Source organism: Enterobacter sp. ENT02, from assembly GCF_019219165.1.
GTDB classification, from domain to species: domain Bacteria; phylum Pseudomonadota; class Gammaproteobacteria; order Enterobacterales; family Enterobacteriaceae; genus Enterobacter; species Enterobacter mori.
On the sequence record NZ_JAHUWD010000002.1, the window covers coordinates 488634 to 506234 of the forward strand.

General features: G+C 59.1%; 19 protein-coding genes, 2 tRNA genes and 1 pseudogene. 10 read left to right on the forward strand and 12 right to left on the reverse strand.

Going from position 1 to position 17601, the window contains the following annotated elements; translation table 11 throughout:
* Positions 1–23: 23 nt before the first annotated feature.
* Positions 24–305, forward strand: coding sequence for an acylphosphatase (gene yccX, locus KW829_RS08195; protein ID WP_126816803.1), 282 nt, complete (start codon positions 24–26; stop codon positions 303–305).
* Here the strand turns inward: yccX and tusE are convergent.
* Positions 302–631, reverse strand: a complete 330-nt coding sequence (tusE, locus tag KW829_RS08200) for a sulfurtransferase TusE (RefSeq protein WP_010429378.1) — start codon at positions 629–631, stop codon at positions 302–304. The two genes, yccX and tusE, sit on opposite strands and share 4 nt — an antisense overlap.
* Positions 632–721: 90 nt before the next feature.
* Complete coding sequence (gene yccA / locus KW829_RS08205; protein WP_023335168.1) at positions 722–1381, reverse strand: FtsH protease modulator YccA; 660 nt, start codon at positions 1379–1381, stop codon at positions 722–724.
* Positions 1382–1650: 269 nt separating this feature from the next.
* Between yccA and KW829_RS08210 the strand changes: the two genes are divergently transcribed.
* Complete coding sequence (locus KW829_RS08210) at positions 1651–3279, forward strand: ABC transporter substrate-binding protein (RefSeq protein WP_010429388.1); 1629 nt, start codon at positions 1651–1653, stop codon at positions 3277–3279.
* A 144-nt stretch (positions 3280–3423) separates the two neighbouring features.
* A tRNA-Ser gene (locus KW829_RS08215) sits at positions 3424–3511 on the forward strand.
* Positions 3512–3577: 66 nt separating this feature from the next.
* Here the strand turns inward: KW829_RS08215 and KW829_RS08220 are convergent.
* On the reverse strand, positions 3578–3982 hold the full coding sequence (locus KW829_RS08220; RefSeq protein WP_218307990.1) for a GNAT family N-acetyltransferase: 405 nt from the start codon (positions 3980–3982) through the stop codon (positions 3578–3580).
* Positions 3983–4294: 312 nt separating this feature from the next.
* Between KW829_RS08220 and KW829_RS08225 the strand changes: the two genes are divergently transcribed.
* Positions 4295–4552, forward strand: a complete 258-nt coding sequence (locus tag KW829_RS08225) for a YjhX family toxin (protein ID WP_028019199.1) — start codon at positions 4295–4297, stop codon at positions 4550–4552.
* A 108-nt stretch (positions 4553–4660) separates the two neighbouring features.
* Here KW829_RS08225 and KW829_RS08230 read toward each other — a convergent pair whose 3' ends face one another.
* Positions 4661–5497 (reverse strand): alpha/beta fold hydrolase, encoded by an 837-nt coding sequence (locus KW829_RS08230; RefSeq protein ID WP_218307991.1) that lies wholly within the window; start codon positions 5495–5497, stop codon positions 4661–4663.
* A gap of 296 nt (positions 5498–5793) precedes the next feature.
* Here KW829_RS08230 and KW829_RS08235 point away from each other — a divergent pair.
* A tRNA-Ser gene (locus KW829_RS08235) sits at positions 5794–5881 on the forward strand.
* 44 nt (positions 5882–5925) lie between these two features.
* On the opposite strand, the gene KW829_RS08240 is transcribed toward KW829_RS08235, so the two are convergent.
* From KW829_RS08240 to hpxO, 3 genes are read right to left on the reverse strand one after another with little or no spacing between them, the layout of a single operon-like run.
* Complete coding sequence (locus KW829_RS08240) at positions 5926–6861, reverse strand: PDR/VanB family oxidoreductase (protein ID WP_256350519.1); 936 nt, start codon at positions 6859–6861, stop codon at positions 5926–5928.
* An 11-nt stretch (positions 6862–6872) separates the two neighbouring features.
* On the reverse strand, positions 6873–7907 hold the full coding sequence (gene hpxD / locus KW829_RS08245) for a molybdenum cofactor-independent xanthine hydroxylase subunit HpxD (RefSeq protein WP_218307993.1): 1035 nt from the start codon (positions 7905–7907) through the stop codon (positions 6873–6875).
* 17 nt (positions 7908–7924) lie between these two features.
* Positions 7925–9079: an FAD-dependent urate hydroxylase HpxO gene (gene hpxO / locus KW829_RS08250; RefSeq protein ID WP_218307994.1), complete on the reverse strand. Its 1155-nt coding sequence runs from the start codon at positions 9077–9079 to the stop codon at positions 7925–7927.
* 239 nt (positions 9080–9318) lie between these two features.
* On the opposite strand from hpxO, the gene uraD reads away from it, so the two are divergent.
* Together uraD and uraH are read left to right on the forward strand one after the other, a co-directional pair.
* On the forward strand, positions 9319–9819 hold the full coding sequence (gene uraD, locus KW829_RS08255; protein ID WP_218307995.1) for a 2-oxo-4-hydroxy-4-carboxy-5-ureidoimidazoline decarboxylase: 501 nt from the start codon (positions 9319–9321) through the stop codon (positions 9817–9819).
* Positions 9816–10139, forward strand: a complete 324-nt coding sequence (gene uraH / locus KW829_RS08260) for a hydroxyisourate hydrolase (RefSeq protein WP_218307996.1) — start codon at positions 9816–9818, stop codon at positions 10137–10139. The genes uraD and uraH overlap by 4 nt, the downstream gene beginning before the upstream one ends.
* On the opposite strand, the gene guaD is transcribed toward uraH, so the two are convergent.
* Complete coding sequence (guaD, locus tag KW829_RS08265; protein ID WP_218307997.1) at positions 10119–11435, reverse strand: guanine deaminase; 1317 nt, start codon at positions 11433–11435, stop codon at positions 10119–10121. The genes uraH and guaD overlap by 21 nt on opposite strands.
* Positions 11436–11536: 101 nt before the next feature.
* Entirely contained in the window at positions 11537–13033 is a 1497-nt protein-coding gene (locus KW829_RS08270; RefSeq protein WP_029741848.1) for an NCS1 family nucleobase:cation symporter-1, read from the reverse strand.
* Between the two features lie 144 nt (positions 13034–13177).
* Between KW829_RS08270 and KW829_RS08275 the strand changes: the two genes are divergently transcribed.
* The 3 genes and pseudogenes from KW829_RS08275 to puuE all read left to right on the forward strand — a co-directional run bounded on the left by KW829_RS08275 (position 13178) and on the right by puuE (position 15587).
* Complete coding sequence (locus tag KW829_RS08275; protein WP_218307998.1) at positions 13178–13894, forward strand: GntR family transcriptional regulator; 717 nt, start codon at positions 13178–13180, stop codon at positions 13892–13894.
* Positions 13894–14770, forward strand: a pseudogene (gene hpxA / locus KW829_RS08280) (allantoin racemase). The gene KW829_RS08275 and the pseudogene hpxA overlap by 1 nt, the downstream one beginning before the upstream one ends.
* The gene (gene puuE / locus KW829_RS08285) at positions 14688–15587 is read left to right on the forward strand and encodes an allantoinase PuuE (RefSeq protein ID WP_249420876.1); all 900 of its coding nucleotides are present in this window, start codon (positions 14688–14690) and stop codon (positions 15585–15587) included. The pseudogene hpxA and the gene puuE overlap by 83 nt, the downstream one beginning before the upstream one ends.
* 48 nt (positions 15588–15635) lie before the next feature.
* Here puuE and hpxZ read toward each other — a convergent pair whose 3' ends face one another.
* Genes hpxZ through hpxX form a run of 3 tightly spaced genes read right to left on the reverse strand, consistent with a single transcriptional unit; the run spans position 15636 to position 17601 of the window.
* A complete protein-coding gene (hpxZ, locus tag KW829_RS08290) occupies positions 15636–16022 on the reverse strand; it encodes an oxalurate catabolism protein HpxZ (protein ID WP_089598394.1) in 387 nt (128 codons plus the stop codon).
* Positions 16019–17416 carry an AtzE family amidohydrolase gene (locus tag KW829_RS08295; RefSeq protein ID WP_218307999.1) on the reverse strand — a complete coding sequence of 466 codons (1398 nt, stop codon included), beginning with the start codon at positions 17414–17416 and terminating at the stop codon, positions 16019–16021. Before KW829_RS08295 ends, hpxZ begins: the two co-directional genes overlap by 4 nt.
* Positions 17413–17601 (reverse strand): oxalurate catabolism protein HpxX, encoded by a 189-nt coding sequence (gene hpxX / locus KW829_RS08300; RefSeq protein ID WP_218308000.1) that lies wholly within the window; start codon positions 17599–17601, stop codon positions 17413–17415. Before hpxX ends, KW829_RS08295 begins: the two co-directional genes overlap by 4 nt.

Below are 17601 nucleotides of genomic sequence, written 5' to 3' on the forward strand. Positions count from 1 at the left end.
CCGGACGGATAAGGAGAATAGCGATGTCAAACGTGTGCACCATCGCCTGGGTTCACGGCGTCGTTCAGGGGGTCGGCTTCCGCTACAGTACCCAGCGCGAAGCCGTACAGCTAGGGTTAACGGGATATGCACGTAACATGGACGACGGCAGCGTAGAGGTACTGGCCTGTGGTGAAGAAGAACAGGTTGAGAAGCTGCTGGCGTGGCTGAAAGCGGGCGGGCCGCGAAGTGCGCGGGTTGATAAGGTCTTAACGGAACCGCATCAACCCGGTCGGGAGTACGTTAACTTCGGTATTCGCTATTAAATGCACTTCACCGGCTTAGGCAGGCCGGCAATCTTTGTTGCCTGTTTTGCCGGGCCCTTTGGAAACAGGCGATACAGATAACGGCTGTTACCTTTCTCTTCGCCGAATTTATTGGCCATGGCTTTGACCAGCATACGAATAGCCGGAGAGGTGTTGAATTCGAGATAGAACTCGCGCACGAAACGCACCACTTCCCAGTGTTCGGGGGAAAGGACGATACCCTCTTTCTCCGCAATCACCGCTGCCAGCGCTTCGCTCCACTGGCCACTCTCTTTGAGATAACCGTCGTTATCGGTCTCGATCTCTTTGCCTTCAAAACTCAACATAATCATTCACGCATCAGTCAAAAACCGCAGCAGTGTATCAAAAAACAAAGCCCCGCATAAGCGGGGCCAGGTTTACATAGCTCTGTGGCTTTAATCGCGGCTGGCGAAGCCCAGGATGCTCAACAGACTGACGAAGATATTGTACAGCGACACATACAGGCTCACGGTAGCGCGGATATAGTTCGTCTCACCGCCGCGAATGATGTTGCTGGTTTCAAACAGGATGGCACCTGAAGAAATCAGAATAAACACGGCGCTAATTGCCAGGTGCAGGGCAGGCAGCTGCAGGAAGATGTTTGCCACCATACCCACCAGCACGACCACGACGCCTGCCATCAGCATACCGCCGAGGAAGGACATGTCCTTACGGGTAGTCAGCACGTAGGCCGAGCAGCAGAAGAACACCAGCGCGGTACCGCCCAGCGCCATACCGATAAGGTCGCCCATCCCGGCAGACAGATACGCATTCAGCATCGGCCCCAGGATGTAGCCCAGGAAGCCAGTGAAGGCAAACGCAGACAGAATACCAACCGGTTTGTCAGCAGTTTTGTAGGTCAGGAACATCAGGCCATACATCCCCACCAGCGTCAGGATCAGCCCCGGAGACGGCAGCATCAGCACGGTGCTGGCGGTGGCAGTTATCGCCGAAAATGCCAGCGTCAGGCTAAGCATGAAATAGGTATTGCGCAGCACCTTGTGGGTACTGAGTAGCGATGTGCGGTCGCGTGAAGATGTAATTATACGATCCATGAGTCACTCTCTTATGACAGATGTAATTAACGGCAAGAATAGGAAACGGCGCGCCAGTCTCAAAGTGGTTTTACCCATCTTTACTCAGCACGTTAGCGCTGATGCTGGTTATTTCTTCTGCGAAAATCATTTCCCACAGGATGAACAGCGGATTACGAATTTTATTCAGATCAACCTCTTATAGGTTACTGAAAAATATTGCCTTATTTCAATGCGGGCGCTAAGAGTTATTCCCGGATCGTCATAAAACAGACAATAAGGCGAAGGACATGAAACCACAAACACGCACTAACTTTACACTCTCTTTGTTAACCGCGGCCATACTGTGCACCAGCACGGCAAGCTGGGCGGCTAACGTGCCGGCAGGAACGCAACTGGCAGAGAAGCAGGAACTGGTCAGGAACAACGGCAGTGAACCCTCATCGCTTGACCCGCATAAAGTCGAAAGCGATGTCGAATTCAATATTATCAGCGATTTATTCGAAGGGCTGGTCAGCGTTTCTCCGAACGGTGATATCCAGCCGCGGCTGGCGGAGAAATGGGAGAACAAAGACAACACCGTCTGGACGTTCCATCTGCGTCCTGGCATCACCTGGAGCGACGGCACCCCCATTACTGCAGAAGATGTGGTCTGGAGCTGGCAGCGTCTGGTCGACCCTAAAACCGCTTCGCCGTACGCCAGCTATCCGGGCAACATGCACATCATCAACGCCGCAGAGATTGCGCAGGGTAAACAAGCGCCCGATAAACTGGGCGTGAAAGCCATCAACGACACTACGCTTGAAGTCACGCTCACCCAGCCAAATGCCGCTTTCCTGGCGATGCTGGCGCACCCTTCGCTGGTGCCGGTGGATAAAGTGCTGATTGGGCGTTTCGGTGATAAATGGACCAAACCCGAGCATTTCGTCAGCAGCGGTGCTTATAAACTGTCGCAGTGGGTGGTCAACGAGCGCATTGTGGCCGAACGCAACCCGCGCTACTGGGATAACCCGCATACCGTTATCAATAAGGTGACGTACCTGCCCATCACCTCTGAAGCCTCGGATGTGAACCGCTATAAGGCCGGTGAAATCGACATCGTTTATACGGTGCCGATCAATCAGTTTGCGCAGCTCAAGAAAACGCTGGGCAGCGAACTGGATGTTTCTCCACAGCTTGCCACGTACTGGTATGAGTTCAATACCACCCGTCCGCCGTTTAATGATGCCCGCGTGCGTAGGGCGCTGAACATGGCGCTGGATAAAGACATCATCGCGGAGAAAGTGTTAGGGCAGGGGCAGCGCCCGGCGTGGCTCGTCAGCCAGCCGGATATCGGCGGTATCACGCTAAAAAACCCGGATTACGCCAGCTGGCCGATGGAAAAACGCATTGCCGAAGCCAAAAAACTGCTGGACGAAGCCGGTTTTAACGCCAGCCACCCGCTGCGCTTTAGTCTGCTCTACAACACGTCTGAATCGCACCAGCGCATTGCCATCGCGGCCAGTTCAATGTGGAAGAAAAATCTCGGCGTGGAGGCGAAGCTGCAAAATCAGGAGTGGAAAACCATGCTGGATACCATGCACACCCACAACTTTGACGTGGTGCGCTACGCCTGGATTGCGGATTACGATGATGCGGCGACGTTCCTCAACAACTACCGTACCGGAGACAGTGAAAACACCAGCCAGTACAGCAACCCGGAGTATGACCAGGCGTTAGTCAACGCGGCGAAAGCGAAAACGCCGGAAGAGCGCGGCAAATTCTACCAGCAGGCAGAGGATCTTTTAGGGCGCGACGTGCCTGCGATCCCGGTCTATCACTACGTGCGTACACACCTGGTGAAACCGTGGGTGGGCGGATTCACGCCGGATAAGCTGGGGTACTACTACACCAAAGATATGTACATCAAGAAGCACTAAGCCTGAACGCTGCATGTTGTGCTGAGAAAATGGCCAATACGTTGTCAATTCAACCGATTAAACGCGTATTGGCTATTTTTAAAGCGAACGAATGCCGTGGCTCTTTACAGCATGCAGAGAGGTGTTTATAGTTCGCCTCACTTAGGAAGCGTGGCCGAGCGGTTGAAGGCACCGGTCTTGAAAACCGGCGACCCGAAAGGGTTCTAGAGTTCGAATCTCTACGCTTCCGCCAAATATAAACCCCAGGTTGCTCGTCAACCTGGGGTTTTTCTTTATTGTTTTAGCGCGGATTTGCCCTTCACCAGATTCTGGCCATTCCTTCGCTTGCCGGGCGAACGAGCGTAAAACCAAATTTTGCATAAAGCTCAGGCACATCCGCCATTAAACAAACGTAGGCACCTTTGCAGGCATGGTTATCCAGCCAGGCAACAAGCGTTTCCATAATGACTCTGCCAAGCCCTTTCCCCTGATAAAGGGGATCAACGGCGACGTCGACAATATCGAAATTCAACGCACCGTCCCCCACGATTCGCCCCATACCCACTGGTTTACCCTCACACAGAATATGCATGCCATAACAGCTGCCGGGCAGCGCTTTTCGTGCCGCCTCCAGCGGGCGAGGGCTAAGGCCCGAAATTTCGCGCAGGCGGCAAAAAGTCTCTGCAGTGGGGACGGTTTCAACCACGGTATAGTTATCAGGCATAAAAAAGCTCCAGTCATTGTCAGTAAGGTGCTCCAGTCTGGCAGTAAAACTGACTAAAGACGATTTCACGGATCGATCCACTTCACACTTTTAACCTCCCGCTATTTCCCTGTAAAAATCAGGCGTTATCATTCACACCGTAAATATCTTTTCATCTCTCACCGAGGCTTTGATGCTGGAGAATGTTTTCATCAGATAATCAGTTTCCCGCTCTTTTCAAGACGGACTGGTTATCGCTGCGCTTAAACCTTACGCACGCACCTGCGGGTGTGGGCTCGTTTTTACGCATGATGATTACACAGGTTTTCCAGTATGAATTTATCCCGTCAGGAACAACGAACCTTACATGTTCTCGCCAAAGGTGGACGTATTGTGCACGTCCGCGACAGTTCTGGCCGCGTCACGTCCGTTGAGTGCTACACCCGTGAAGGGCTGGTGCTGAGCGACTGCACGCTTAACGTCTTTAAAAAACTCCGCACTAAAAAGCTGATCCGTTCCGTGAACGGGCAGCCTTATCGCATCAATACCACCGGGCTGAACAACGTTCGCGCCGAGCTGGATAATCGTTAAACGGAATAAACAACGCCACCCTTGGGTGGCGTTGGCCGACGGTGGATCGTGCGAAATGTAGGCCGGGAAAGCGCAGCGCCACCCGGCAAGAAACAAGAAAGGTAACGTCTAAGAGCGGATAAAGGCCAGAATGTCCGCGTTGATAGTATCCGCATGGGTGGTATGCATCCCGTGTGGGAAGCCCGGATAAACTTTCAGTACGCTGTTCGCCAGCAGCTTGTCCTGCAGTAGAGAGGCATTTTTATACGGTACGACCTGATCGTCGTCGCCCTGCAGCACCAGTACGGGAACCGTGATGGCTTTTAAATCCTCCGTCTGGTCGGTCTCTGAAAACGCCTTAATTCCCTCATAGTGAGCCTTGGCACTTCCGATCATTCCCTGGCGCCACCAGTTCTGAATGGTGCCCTGCGAAACGTCGGCCCCGTCCCGATTAAAGCCGTAGAAAGGACCGCTGGCGACGTCGAGGTAAAACTGGGCGCGGTTAGCCGCCAGCGCTTTGCGGAAGCCGTCGAAAACCTCGATGGGCGTCCCACCGGGGTTAGCGTCCGTTTTTACCATCAGAGGCGGGACGGCGCTGACGAGCACCGCTTTGGCGACGCGCCCCTGCGGTTGTCCGTACTGTGCAACATAGCGAGCGACCTGGCCGCCGCCGGTGGAGTGGCCAACGTGCACGGCGTTGCGCAGGTCCAGGCTTTCAACCACGGCCGACGCATCGGAGGCATAATGATCCATATCGTGGCCTTCACTCACCTGATCCGAACGCCCATGGCCACGACGGTCGATAGCGATAACGCGATAGCCTTCCGCAAGAAAGAAGAGCATCTGGTTATCCCAGTCATCGGCACTCAAAGGCCAGCCGTGGTGGAAAACAATGGGTTGCGCCTCTTTTGGCCCCCAGTCTTTGTAGAAAATGTTGACGCCATCTTTCGTTGTTACGAATGCCATACCGCAAACTCCTCAGTTAAAGGCAACATGATCGCAGGCTGAAAGGCTCGCACCCTCATCGCCCTAATCGATCCGGCTTTTCACGTTCACCGTACCGGTAGAACCTTTAAAGTGTAGGAGAAATACTGGAAGTAGAAGGTTTCATTACCGTTAAAGGCAGCCATACACCCGCTGGCTGTGGGGGAACGGGCCTTACGTTTTACACCTCGGATGAATGAGTTTTGCGCAGGCATAGAGAAATAGAAAAATTCCTGCTTTACAAGGCGCTAATAGGTGTTTATAGTGCGCCTCACTTTGGAAGCGTGGCCGAGCGGTTGAAGGCACCGGTCTTGAAAACCGGCGACCCGAAAGGGTTCTAGAGTTCGAATCTCTACGCTTCCGCCAAATTCGAAAACCCTGCGATAGCAATATCGCAGGGTTTTTTCGTTTTACAGCGCAATCACCAGTTCCCCGGAATGGCTTCGGGAACAGCACAGCGCCACCTGCTGGTCCGGCGCGCCTTTTTCCGCCTCCGACTGCACGCTATCCCGGTGATCCACCACGCCGTCAATCACCGGCGTCAGGCACGCGCCGCAAATCCCCATTTCACACGACAGCGGCACGTCTACACCGTTTTCCTGCAATACCTGGGCGATAGTTTTATCCGCAGGCACCGGCCAGCGCTCGCCGGTGGAGGCCAGTTTAACCGTAAAGATCTCGCCCGCGACGTCGTTTGTGGCAGGGGGCGCGGGCTGAAACGCCTCGCTGTGAAGATGGGCGTTATCCCATCCCTTCGCTGTGGCTACCTCACGCACTTTTTCCATAAAACCCGTTGGCCCACACACCCAGGCATGAAATCCCACCTCCGGCACCGGAAGATGCTCACCCAGCGCTGTGCGCGGGCTGGCAGTATGAATGATGCACTCACCGCACTGCGAGAGCCCGCGCGCAAACGCCGCGCTTTCGCGGTTTCTGACGTAATAATGCAGTGTAAACGGCGTTCCGGTCGCCTTCAGCTGCAGGGCCATCGCATACAGCGGCGTAATGCCAATTCCTGCCGCCAGCAGCAAAACCCGCTCTGCCTGACCAAGCGGAAACAGATTGCGCGGGGCGGAAATCATCAGCTTCTGCCCGGGACGCAGCGTCTCGTGAACGTAGCGCGACCCGCCGCGCGAGGCGGTTTCCCGCCCCACGCAGATAAGATAGCTCTCTTCCTCACAGGCCCCGGTCAGTGAATACTGGCGCACCACGCCGCAGGGCAGATGCACATCAATGTGCGCGCCGGGCTGCCACGTCGGCAGTGCTTTACCGTCTTCAGACACCAGCCTGACGGCGAGGCTTTTGTCGCCCTCGCGCCACAGCCCGTCAACAATCACGCTCAGCATATCGGCCTCCGTCATACCAGGAAAAACTCGCCAAAGCCCATTTTTTTCAGTCCCCGACGGTAGGCTATTGAGCTTTTGTCAGCGGGAATATGGGCTTCCAGCGTCAGGTCCAGCGGCAGGCTTTCTGGACGCTGGGTTTCCACCATCAGGCGATCCTCTTCGAAGATGCGCAGGTTAAAGGCATGCACGTCTTCCACGGGAATATGCAGGTCAAGGTTGCGCGCAATAGGGGCGAACATGCGGGTCACGCGCGATGACACGGGCGACGCGGCGTTCATGATCACCAGTCTCGACTCTCCCGGAAAATGAATCGTCAGAGTGGCGGTAAACGGCAGATGCATTTCAAAATGGCGCAGCCACTGGAACCCTTCTGGCACCTGCACGGGTGAACCGGCGGGATAGTTGCTCACGGAGCTCCAGTAATCCGCCACGAAGCCGAACGGCGTCTCCTGTGGCTGATAGGCGGGCACAAGCTGATTATTGGGATCGGCAAAGGTATCAGTGTGGATCCACGCAAAGTGCGCCACGTCCAGAAACCCCTCCACCTGTCGCCCGGCGAAGCCATTCACCTCAAACGCCGGGCAGTTGATCTGCTGAAAGCCTGCGTCATCCCAGTGCGGCATGGTGGGTAGCGGCGCAGGATTGTCCGGGTCAAAGGCCAGACAGGTCCAGATCAGGCCGAAGCGCTCCTCCGCGGCGTAGTTGATCAGGTTCAGCTTCGCCGGAACGGGCTGGTCGGGGCTGGACGGAATACGGTTGCAGCGCCCGTCCTCCCCAAAGCGTAAGCCGTGATAGGGGCAGATAACCCCGTGTTCGTCGTGAAAGCCGAGCGTCAGCGGCACGCCGCGGTGCGGGCAGACGTCACGGGCAACCACGACCTGGTCGTGGATCCGGTAAATCACCAGCTGTTCATCCAGCAGGGTCGCTTTGACCGGCGCCGGGCCGATGTCGCAGGCGCGCGCGACCGGATGCCAGCATTTCGCCAGGCGCAGCCAGTCTTCTGGCTCAAACGTGCAGTGGGCGGGTGGAGTCGGTTCTCTTTTCATCGTTATCCCTCTTACGTTCAGCCTAACGGGCCGCCCTGAATGGTCTCGCACAGACCGTTAATGATGCGCTCGCCGGTCTCCTCTTTGAGCTCCTGATACCAGGCCTGCGTCAACGCCATGTCTTTCCCGTGGGTGACGTCGCAGCGTTTACGCGCCTTCAGCACCAGGTCGCGCACCCGGTCGCAGCGCAGCGCTTCGTACTGCCGCAGCGCCAGCGTAATGCTGTGGTTTTCACGCAGGCATTCCCCCAGCACCACGGCATCTTCCATCGCCGCACAGCCGCCCTGGCCAATATCCGGCGTGGTGCTGTGCGCGGCATCGCCGAGCAGCGCGACGTTGCCGCGCACCAGCCTGTCGAACGGCTCAATGTCGTGGATTTCAATGCGGTTGGTGGTCTCGGGATCCAGCGCCGCGATAAGCGTCTGCACCGGCGGCGCCCAGCCGCGGAAGTAGCCCGTGAGATCGGCGCGCAGGGTGGTGCGATCCTCTGCCAGGCCTGCGGGCAGCGGCACGTCAAAAAAGAAGTAGAAACGACCGCCGGAGACGGGCATCAGCGACACGCGTTTGCCTTCGCCAACGAAGGTGGTCCACTGGTGCGCCGGGGCAATCTCTTCATCAATCTTCACCAGCCCGTTCCAGTTCACGTACCCGGCGTAGCGGCGCTCCGGGGTGTATCCCAGCACGTACGGACGAACCGCCGAGTGGCTGCCGTCGGCGGCAATCAGAAAATCGCCTGTTGCGGTGCTGCCATCGGTAAAGGTCACGCTCACGCCCGCGTCGTCTTCATGAACGTGTTCCACACGCTTGCCGAACTGCACCCTGTCGCGGCCCCAGAAGTCCAGCATTTCGCGCTGGAGTTCTGCGCGCGAGACGGGGCAGGGACGCCCTCCGGTACGCTCAACCAGCGGGGCAAGGCTAAAGCGGGTCAGGGTCTCGCCGCGCCGGTAATCTTTGTAGGCCATAAAACGCATCGGACCGCCGTAAGTCTCGATGATGTCGCCCATGCCGAGGTGCTGCATGCATTTCACGCCGTTAGGCCAGATGGAGATGGCCGCCCCGACGGGCCTGATCTCTCTTACGGCTTCAAACACGGTACAGTCGATGCCCGCTTTCTTCAGCGCGACGGCGGCGCTCAGGCCGCCAATTCCCGCACCAATAACGATTGCTTTCATGCTTCTCTCCTTTTGCAGGGTGTAAAAACATTCAGCAATTTGCGTACCAGGCTGCAGAGTGGCGAAAACGGCGTTGTGAGCGGTGAGTTTGCACTGCTAAGGTGCGCAAACGCGGTGAAGGTGCCTTTTTATGAATCAATAATTTCCTGTTGAGCTATACGGAATCGACTGTTTCACACCTGCGCTCAGAATGGCGTGGTTTGTGCAAGAGCCCCGAGGATGACAATAAAGGAGACGCTATGATCGCACTGCACGAGTTCAATCATCTTCCCCACGAAAAGGCGTTAGCGCTGATTCACCCTTGCGTGGCTCTCCCCGGCTGGGCCGACGCGCTGGCTCTGGGGCGGCCCTACGCCAACCGGGACGAATTGTTCAGTACGGCGAAAGCGCTGACGCAAGTCTGGGACGACGCGGCGCTGGCGCAGGCCCTGAGCGCCCATCCACGCATCGGGGAAAAGCCGGCGGGCTCACAGGCGGAGGCGGCGCTGTCGCGCCAGGAGCAGGGCGCGGTGAATGAAGGCGATGCTGACCTTGCTCAGGCGCTGCGCGAGGGGAATGCCCGCTACGAAGCTCGCTTCGGGCGCGTCTTTCTCATCCGCGCGAAGGGCCGCAGCGGCGAAGACATTTTACAGGCGCTGCACGCGCGGCTTGAAAACAGCGATGCGCAGGAAGTTCGGGCAGCACTTGAACAGCTGCGGGAAATTACGTTACTACGTCTGGAAGGAGTCATTAGCGAATGAGCACACTCAGCACCCATATTCTGGATATCTCGACGGGCCAACCCGCAGAGGGCGTGACGGTTCATCTCGAACGGGAGGGTGAAATCATTGCGACGGGCGTGACCAACGTAAAGGGTCGCATCACCGAATTTGTCCCTTTCCTGCCAAAAGGCCGCTATCGGCTGGTGGCGGAGATCGGCGCGTGGTTTAGCGAAACCGGTCGCGACACGCTCTACCCCTGCGCGCAAATTGATTTTGTGACGGGAGAAACGGCAGGCGAGCACTTCCACCTGCCGTTTGTGATTGCGCCCGGCGGGTGGTCAACCTACCGGGGCAGTTGACCATACCCGCTCGCCGTTAACCCAGGTCTCGCTGATGTTGCGCTCGTCGCCCAGGGTCATCAGCACGAAAAGCTGCTCGTAGATATCCTGACAGCGGCGATTACGCAGGCGCTGCAGCGGCGTCACGTCAGGATCGATAACCACGAAATCCGCCTCTTTGCCGGGTGCGAAGTTGCCAATCTTATCGTCGAGCCTGAGGGCGTGCGCGCCGCCCAGCGTGGCGTGGTAAAACGCCTCGCTGGCGCGCAGGCGGTAGCTCTGAAGCTGGCCGACCTTGTAGGCTTCCCCCAGGGTGCGCAGCATGCTGAAGGTGGTGCCCGCGCCGACGTCGGTGCCGATGCCCATCCGCACCTTGTGCTGCCAGCAGGCGGGCAGGCGAAACAGCCCGCTGCCGAGAAACAGGTTAGAGGTGGGGCAAAACGCCACCGCCGAACCGGTGTCGTGCAGGCACTGCCACTCGCTGTGGTGAAGATGGATCGCGTGGGCAAACACGCTGCGCTCGCCGGTCAGGCCGTAGTGGTGATACACGTCCAGATAGCGCTCATGTTCCGGCCAGAGGTCGCTTACCAAGGCCACTTCGTTGGGGTTTTCGCTCAGGTGGGTCTGCAGCCAGGTATCCGGGAACTCCTCTCTGAGCAGGCTGGCCGCGGCAAGCAGCTCGGGTGATGAGGTCGGGGCAAAGCGCGGCGTAATGGCATAGCCCAGCCGCCCCCGGTGGTGCCAGCGCTGAATCAGCTCCCGCGTCTGCCGGTAGCTCTGCTTCGCGTCTTCGCTCAGGTAGTCCGGCGCGTGTCTGTCCATCATTACCTTTCCGGCGATAAGGCGCATATTGAGGCGCAGGGCTTCGGTAAACAGCGCCTCGACCGATTCCGGATGCAGCGTGCAAAACACCAGCGCGGTGGTGGTGCCGTTGCTCACCAGTTGCTGAATGAAAAATTCGGCGATCTCTTTCGCGTAGGCTTCATCGGCAAACTGGCTCTCCACCGGGAAAGTGTAGGTGGTCAGCCACTCCAGCAGCTGTTCGCCAAAGGCGCCGATCATCTCCGTTTGCGGGTAATGGACGTGGGTGTCGACAAAACCGGGCAGCAGCAGCCTGCCGCGCAGGTCGGTGTAGCCCTTGTGGGGGTCAAGATACTGCTCGCCCTCCTGCCACGGCATCTGCGCCAGGATTTTCCCGCTCTGTATAAACAGCAGCCCGTCCTCAAGGTAGCGCGCGTGTTGGGCAATCGCGTCTGCGCTGTGGCTGACCTGGGCAATATCAAAAAATGCACCGCGGATCGCTGTCTGGTAATCCATCATGGTTCCTGCCTTCGTATTTGCGTAGCGGGGTGATAAGGCCCAGCAAGAACGGTGCCAGAATGAACGGGCCGCAGATAAGCTGCGGCCAGAGGGAGGGGTTACTCTTTTTGCGTCGCCACGCGGGAGCTGAACGACGTCGCGCCTGCCGTCTCGCGATCTTCCCGCGCCAGCCAGCGATAGGTCACGCCGCCGAGGAAGACGCCGATGAACCAGCTAAAGTTCGCCACCTCATGCAGGGCCGGAATAAAGCTAATCACCAGTCCCACGGCAACGGATGGGATCAGCGCGCCAATGGCTTTCGGATTAAAGCCGTTGCGGTACCAGTATTTGCCCTTTGGCGTGTCGTCGAACAGATCGTCGACCGACACTTTGCCGCGTTTAATCAGGTAGAAGTCGGCAATCAGAATGCCGAACAGCGGGCCGATGAACGCCCCGAGCACATCCAGGGTGTAGTGGATAAGCTCCGGCGAGTTGAACAGGTTCCACGGGGTGAGCAGGATCGAGCCGACGGCTGCAATCATCCCCCCGGTGCGGAAGCTGATTTTTTGCGGCGAACAGTTAGAGAAATCAAATGCCGGGGAGACGAAGTTCGCGACGATGTTGATCCCGATGGTGGCGGTGATCATCGTCAGCAGACCAATCGCCACGGCCAGATCGTTGCCCACGCGGCTGACGGTCTCGATCGGGTCGGTGATCATGCGGCCAAACAGCGACTGTGTGCCGGAGACAATGACCACGGTGACGATGGAGAACAGCAGGAAGTTAAACGGCAGGCCCCAGCGGTTGCCGCGGCGGATCTCGCCCATGCTTTTGCCGTAGCGGGAGAAGTCGCCAAAGTTGAGCAGCGGGCCGGAGAAGTAAGAAACCACCAGCGCGGTCGCGGTGATCATCTGCCAGGTCTGCTCGCCCGCGCTCAGGGATTTGCTGGCGAGGGTGAAGGAAATGCCGTCAAAGCCGGTCTTGTATACAATCCAGCCTGCAAGGGCCAGCATCACCACGTAGACCGCCGGACCGGCGATATCAATAAAGCGCTTGATGGCGCTCATGCCGTGCCAGAAGACCATCGCCTGCAGTACCCACATGATGGCAAAGCAGATCCAGCCCAGATGCGACAGGCCCAGGAACGCGCCGGTAGTAAGCGAAGAGAGCGACGGCCAGAACTTCAGCGCCACCAGCATCAGGGCGTTGGCGGCCAGATAGGTCTGAATGCCATACCACGCGAAGGCAATCAGCCCGCGGATTACCGCCGGAATATTGGCCCCGAAGACGCCAAACGCCTGACGGCTTATCACCGCATAAGGCACGCCCGCCATCTGGCTCGGTTTGGCCACCAGGTTGGCGCACAGCTGCACGATGCAAATCCCCACCAGCAGGCAAAGCAGCACCTGCCAGCTTGCCAGTCCGAGCGTAAAGAAGCTCGCGGCGACAACATAACCCCCCATGCTGTGGACGTCCGACATCCAGAACGAAAAAATGTTGTACCAGCTCCAGTTCTGGTCACGCGTCGGTGCCAGATCCTCATTGCAAAGACGTGGGCTGTAAACCGCACCGGAATCAGCGGCCGTACCCTGCTGCGCGTTTTGACTGTTTGGCATGAAACCTGCTCCTGTGAATGAAAACCCGTTGAGTGGGAGTGCAGACGGTATTGCAGGATCCAGGCCAAAATAATAAATCTTGTATGCAATATTTTATTTTTATGTATACGATTCGATAACGAAGAGTAAAAGACGGAGTGGTGAATGAACAACATGAACGCCCTGCAGACCGCGCCAGACCTGCATGACAAAGATGAATCGATCTTTCAGGCTCTGATGACCGCGATTGTCGAACATCAGCTGCTGCCGGGGAGCAAACTGCCGGAAGAGGCGCTGGCCGAGGTGTTTGGCGTAAGCCGCACGGGCATCCGTAAGGTGCTGCAGCGACTCGCGGCTGTGCAAATGGTCACCTTAACGCCCAAACGTGGTGCACACGTTGCCAGCCCGACGGTGGAAGAGGCGCAGCATATCTTCCGCACCCGCGCCCTGCTGGAGGTGGCCAACCTGCCGGACGTGCTGGCCCGCTGTCAGCCGCCGCACCTTGCCGCGCTGGAGGCCATTATTCGTCAGGAGCAGCAGGCGCACGAGGCGTACGACGGCCCGGCGGCGATCCGCCACTCTGCCAATTTCCACATTCAGCTGCAGGCGATCTCCGGCAACCAGGTGCTGACGGAGATGGTGACCGGCCTGAGCCAGCGCTCGTCGCTGGTGATTGCCACCTGGGGCGCGCCGTGGCGGCAGGGCTGTCGCTGCAACGATCACGAACAGCTTGTGGATCTGCTGCGCCAGAAGGCGCTCCAGCCGCTCAGCGATGCCTTAATGCACCATTTTGAACATATCGTCGCCAGCCTCTGCTTCGAGCGGGCGGGCGAGTGCCTGCCTGATTTTGCCCGGCTGTTTGCCGGCCACAAGGAGTCGTAATGTCCTCTGTCTGTATACAAGTGATCAACCCTAACACCAGCCTCGCGATGACGGAAACCATCGGCGCGGCGGCCCGCGCGGTGGCGGCACCGGGGACGGAGATCCTCGCGGTCTGCCCGAGCGCGGGCGTGCCGTCTATAGAGGGTCACTTTGATGAAGCCATCGCCGCCGTGGGCGTTCTCGAACAGGTCAAGCTCGGCAGAGAGCAGGGCGTGGATGGTCACGTCATCGCCTGCTTTGGCGATCCGGGCCTGCTGGCGGCGCGCGAGCTGGCGCAGGGGCCGGTGGTAGGGATTGCGGAAGCCGCCATGCATATGGCGACGCTGGTGGCGACGCGCTTTTCGGTGGTTACCACGCTGCCGCGCACGCTGATTATTGCCCGTCATCTGCTGCACCAGTATGGCTTTCAGGATCGCTGCGCGGCGCTGCACGCTATCGATCTCCCGGTGCTGGCGCTGGAGGACGGCTCTGGTCTGGCGCAGGAGAAAGTGCGCGCGCGCTGTATACAGGCGCTGAAAGAGGATGGCTGTGGCGCCATCGTGCTGGGCTGCGGCGGCATGGCGACGCTGGCGCAGGAGCTGACCCGAGAGCTGCGCGTGCCGGTTATCGACGGCGTCAGCGCGGCGGTGAAGATGGTGGAATCGCTGGTGGCGCTGGGGCTGTCGACCAGCAAGCACGGGGATCTGGCCTTCCCGGAGAAAAAAGCGTTAAGCGGACAGTTTCAGGCATTGAATCCATTTTGAAGGTGAGGGGAGACGTAATGGCGCTTTTTGAACAGGATTACCCGCGGGATCTGCGCGGTTACGCAGGCAACCCGCCGCACGCGCGGTGGCCGAATCAGGCGCGCATCGCCGTGCAGTTTGTGCTCAATTATGAGGAAGGGGCGGAAAACCACGTTCTGCACGGCGATGCCGGTTCCGAGCAATTCCTGTCGGACATCATCGGCGCGGCCAGCTACCCGGATAAACACATGTCGATGGACTCCCTCTACGAATACGGCAGCCGCGCCGGGTTCTGGCGGATCCACAATGAATTTCAAAAGCGCGGCCTGCCGCTGACGGTCTTTGGCGTGGCGATGGCGCTGGCGCGTCACCCGGAGATCGTCGAGGCAATCAAGGGTGCGGATTACGACGTGGTGAGCCACGGCTGGCGCTGGATACACTATCAGCACATGGATATCCAACAGGAGCGCGAACACCTGCACAAAGCGGTGCAGGTGTTGACCGACCTCTTCGGCAAGCCGCCAACCGGCTGGTACACCGGGCGCGACAGCCCCAACACGCGTCAGCTGGTGGTGGAGCATGGCGGCTTCGACTACGACAGCGACTACTACGGCGACGACTTACCCTTCTGGACGGAAGTGGCCTGTAGCGACGGCACCCGCAAACCGCACCTGATTGTGCCCTACACGCTGGATGCAAACGACATGCGCTTCGCCACCGCTCAGGGGTTTAATACCGCCGAGCAGTTTTATACGTATCTGAAGGACAGTTTTGACGTGCTGTACGAAGAGGGGGAAAGCGCGCCGAAGATGATGTCCATCGGCATGCACTGCCGCCTGCTCGGGCGTCCGGGGCGTTTTCGCGCGCTGCAGCGGTTTCTTGATTACGTGCAGCAGCACGAGCGGGTGTGGGTCTGTACCCGCCAGCAGATTGCGGAGCACTGGCGGGAGGTACATCCGTTTCAGAAATAATTGTGCCGTGTTTTGCCGGGTGGCGGCTGCGCCTTACCCGGCCTACGACTATGCCATCAAACTCACCTGCGCCGCCACGATGCGCCACCCGTAGGCAAACCGCACCCACGTCTGCTGCTGACGGCCAATGCGTTCCGTGCCCTCCCGGGTAAACTCGGTGCTGCATACGGCATAATCCTCGCCGAAGGTGGTGATGACGGTGTGGCGCAACGTTCGCTGTAACCCGGCGGACGGGCGCGCCGCGCGAAAGGCGCGGATTTCATCAATCCCGTACAGGTTTTCACCCGCCCCCAGACGCACCGTGTTTTTGTCGTGCCAGAACAGCTCGTCCAGCACCGCAACGTTGTTGCTGACCAGCGCGTCTTCATAGCGGTAAAACGCGGCGGTCACTTCGGCAACCACCCACGGCAGGTTAATATCATCGTGATTCATCATGCGGCCACCTCCGCCGGGCGGGCATCGGCGATCCCACTCTCTTCCAGCACGCGCGCGACGCGCAGGCACGCCTGCTCGTTAAACGGCGCGGCAATCAGCTGCAGGCCAATCGGCGCACCCTGGGCGGTGCGCAGCGGAACGGTGGTCACGGGCAGGCCCAAAAAGGATATCGGCTGGGTCAGCATCCCCATGCTGGCGCGAATGGGGAGCGGCTGGCCGTTAATCTCCATGGTCTGCTCACCCGCGAGCGTCGCACTGCGCGGCGTTGCCGGCGCGATCAGCACGTCGGCCTGCGCGAAGAGGGTTTTAAACGCCTGCCGGGCGTGTGCGCGAAACCGCTGGGCCTGTATATACCAGGCGGAGGGGATCATCGCCCCGGCCAGCAGCCGTTCGCGGGAATGCGGCTCAAAACGCTCGGGCTCGCGGCGAAGCGCAGGCAGGTACTGGTTTCCCCCTTCGGAGGCGCTGATGATAAACGCTGCCGAGCGCGCCAGCTCGGCGTCCGGAAACTGCAGCTCATCCTGCACGTCGAGCGCCTTCGCCACCCGCGCCACGGCGTCTCTGGCATCCGCGTCGCACCAGGTGGTGAAATAGCCGCCGAGCACCGCGCAGCGCAGGCCGTCAAGCCCGCGCTCAAGCAGGGGGCGCGTCTGCTCGCGCGAGCTCTCTGCCTGAAAACCGTCGCTGCTGTCCCGCCCCTGCAGCGCGTCATACACGGACGCCAGGTCGCACACGCGGCGGGCAAAGGGACCGATATGATCCAGGCTCGCGACAAACGGATGGCTGCCGGATCGCGACAGGCGGCCAAAGGTGGGCTTCAGGCCATAGATGCCGCACAGGGAGGCCGGAACGCGAATCGAGCCGTTGGTGTCGGTGCCGAGCGAAAAGTGCACCAGCCCGGCGGCCACTGCGGCGGCTGAACCACCTGACGACCCGCCCGCAATGCGCGCCAGATCGTGCGGGTTACGCGTCGTGCCGTAGTGGCTGTTTTCGGTCGTGAAGCCGTAGGCGTAGGCGTCCATATTCACCATCCCGGTCAGCAGCCCACCCGCGCTGCGCAGCTGGTGCACTGCGAAGCTGTCAGCGGCCGCGGCGGGGCGCTGGCTGAACAGCTCTGCCCCGGCGAGGGTGGTGTGACCGGCAACGTCGAACAGATTTTTTACCGCGTAGGGCACGCCCGCCAGCGGCGGCAGGGAGCGCTTCTCGCGGCGCAGGGTGTCGATGCTCTCGGCTTCGGCGAGCATGCGTTCTTCCGTCACGGCGGTCCAGGCGTTGATCTGCGGGTTAACGCGCGCAATTGCCTCCAGCGTCTGGCGAGCAATCTCGCGAGCGCTCAGCTCGCCTGCGCTCAGCGCATGCTGGAGCGCGCTGATACTCATCTCGTGTAGCCTCATGCTTTGTATACTCCTGCGATCTCCAGACGGTCATCGAGCGGCAGCGCCATCAGCGGGGCGGCCAGGGCGGCTATGCGGCTGAACTGCAACTGCAGCTCGGCGCGGCGGGCATCGTCCAGCGTCAGGCCGAGCACGGACTCCATTTGCGCAAGATACGCATGCCAGTCGGGCTGTTGTGTCGTCAT

Coding starts and splice junctions, on each gene's coding strand:
- yccX (WP_126816803.1), top strand. CDS start 24: ATGTCAAACGTGTGCACCATCGCCTGGGTTCACGGCGTCGTTCAGGGG.
- tusE (WP_010429378.1), bottom strand. CDS start 631: ATGTTGAGTTTTGAAGGCAAAGAGATCGAGACCGATAACGACGGTTAT.
- yccA (WP_023335168.1), bottom strand. CDS start 1,381: ATGGATCGTATAATTACATCTTCACGCGACCGCACATCGCTACTCAGT.
- KW829_RS08210 (WP_010429388.1), top strand. CDS start 1,651: ATGAAACCACAAACACGCACTAACTTTACACTCTCTTTGTTAACCGCG.
- KW829_RS08220 (WP_218307990.1), bottom strand. CDS start 3,982: ATGCCTGATAACTATACCGTGGTTGAAACCGTCCCCACTGCAGAGACT.
- KW829_RS08225 (WP_028019199.1), top strand. CDS start 4,295: ATGAATTTATCCCGTCAGGAACAACGAACCTTACATGTTCTCGCCAAA.
- KW829_RS08230 (WP_218307991.1), bottom strand. CDS start 5,497: ATGGCATTCGTAACAACGAAAGATGGCGTCAACATTTTCTACAAAGAC.
- KW829_RS08240 (WP_256350519.1), bottom strand. CDS start 6,861: ATGCTGAGCGTGATTGTTGACGGGCTGTGGCGCGAGGGCGACAAAAGC.
- hpxD (WP_218307993.1), bottom strand. CDS start 7,907: ATGAAAAGAGAACCGACTCCACCCGCCCACTGCACGTTTGAGCCAGAA.
- hpxO (WP_218307994.1), bottom strand. CDS start 9,079: ATGAAAGCAATCGTTATTGGTGCGGGAATTGGCGGCCTGAGCGCCGCC.
- uraD (WP_218307995.1), top strand. CDS start 9,319: ATGATCGCACTGCACGAGTTCAATCATCTTCCCCACGAAAAGGCGTTA.
- uraH (WP_218307996.1), top strand. CDS start 9,816: ATGAGCACACTCAGCACCCATATTCTGGATATCTCGACGGGCCAACCC.
- guaD (WP_218307997.1), bottom strand. CDS start 11,435: ATGGATTACCAGACAGCGATCCGCGGTGCATTTTTTGATATTGCCCAG.
- KW829_RS08270 (WP_029741848.1), bottom strand. CDS start 13,033: ATGCCAAACAGTCAAAACGCGCAGCAGGGTACGGCCGCTGATTCCGGT.
- KW829_RS08275 (WP_218307998.1), top strand. CDS start 13,178: ATGAACAACATGAACGCCCTGCAGACCGCGCCAGACCTGCATGACAAA.
- hpxZ (WP_089598394.1), bottom strand. CDS start 16,022: ATGATGAATCACGATGATATTAACCTGCCGTGGGTGGTTGCCGAAGTG.
- KW829_RS08295 (WP_218307999.1), bottom strand. CDS start 17,416: ATGAGGCTACACGAGATGAGTATCAGCGCGCTCCAGCATGCGCTGAGC.
- hpxX (WP_218308000.1), bottom strand. CDS start 17,601: ATGACGACACAACAGCCCGACTGGCATGCGTATCTTGCGCAAATGGAG.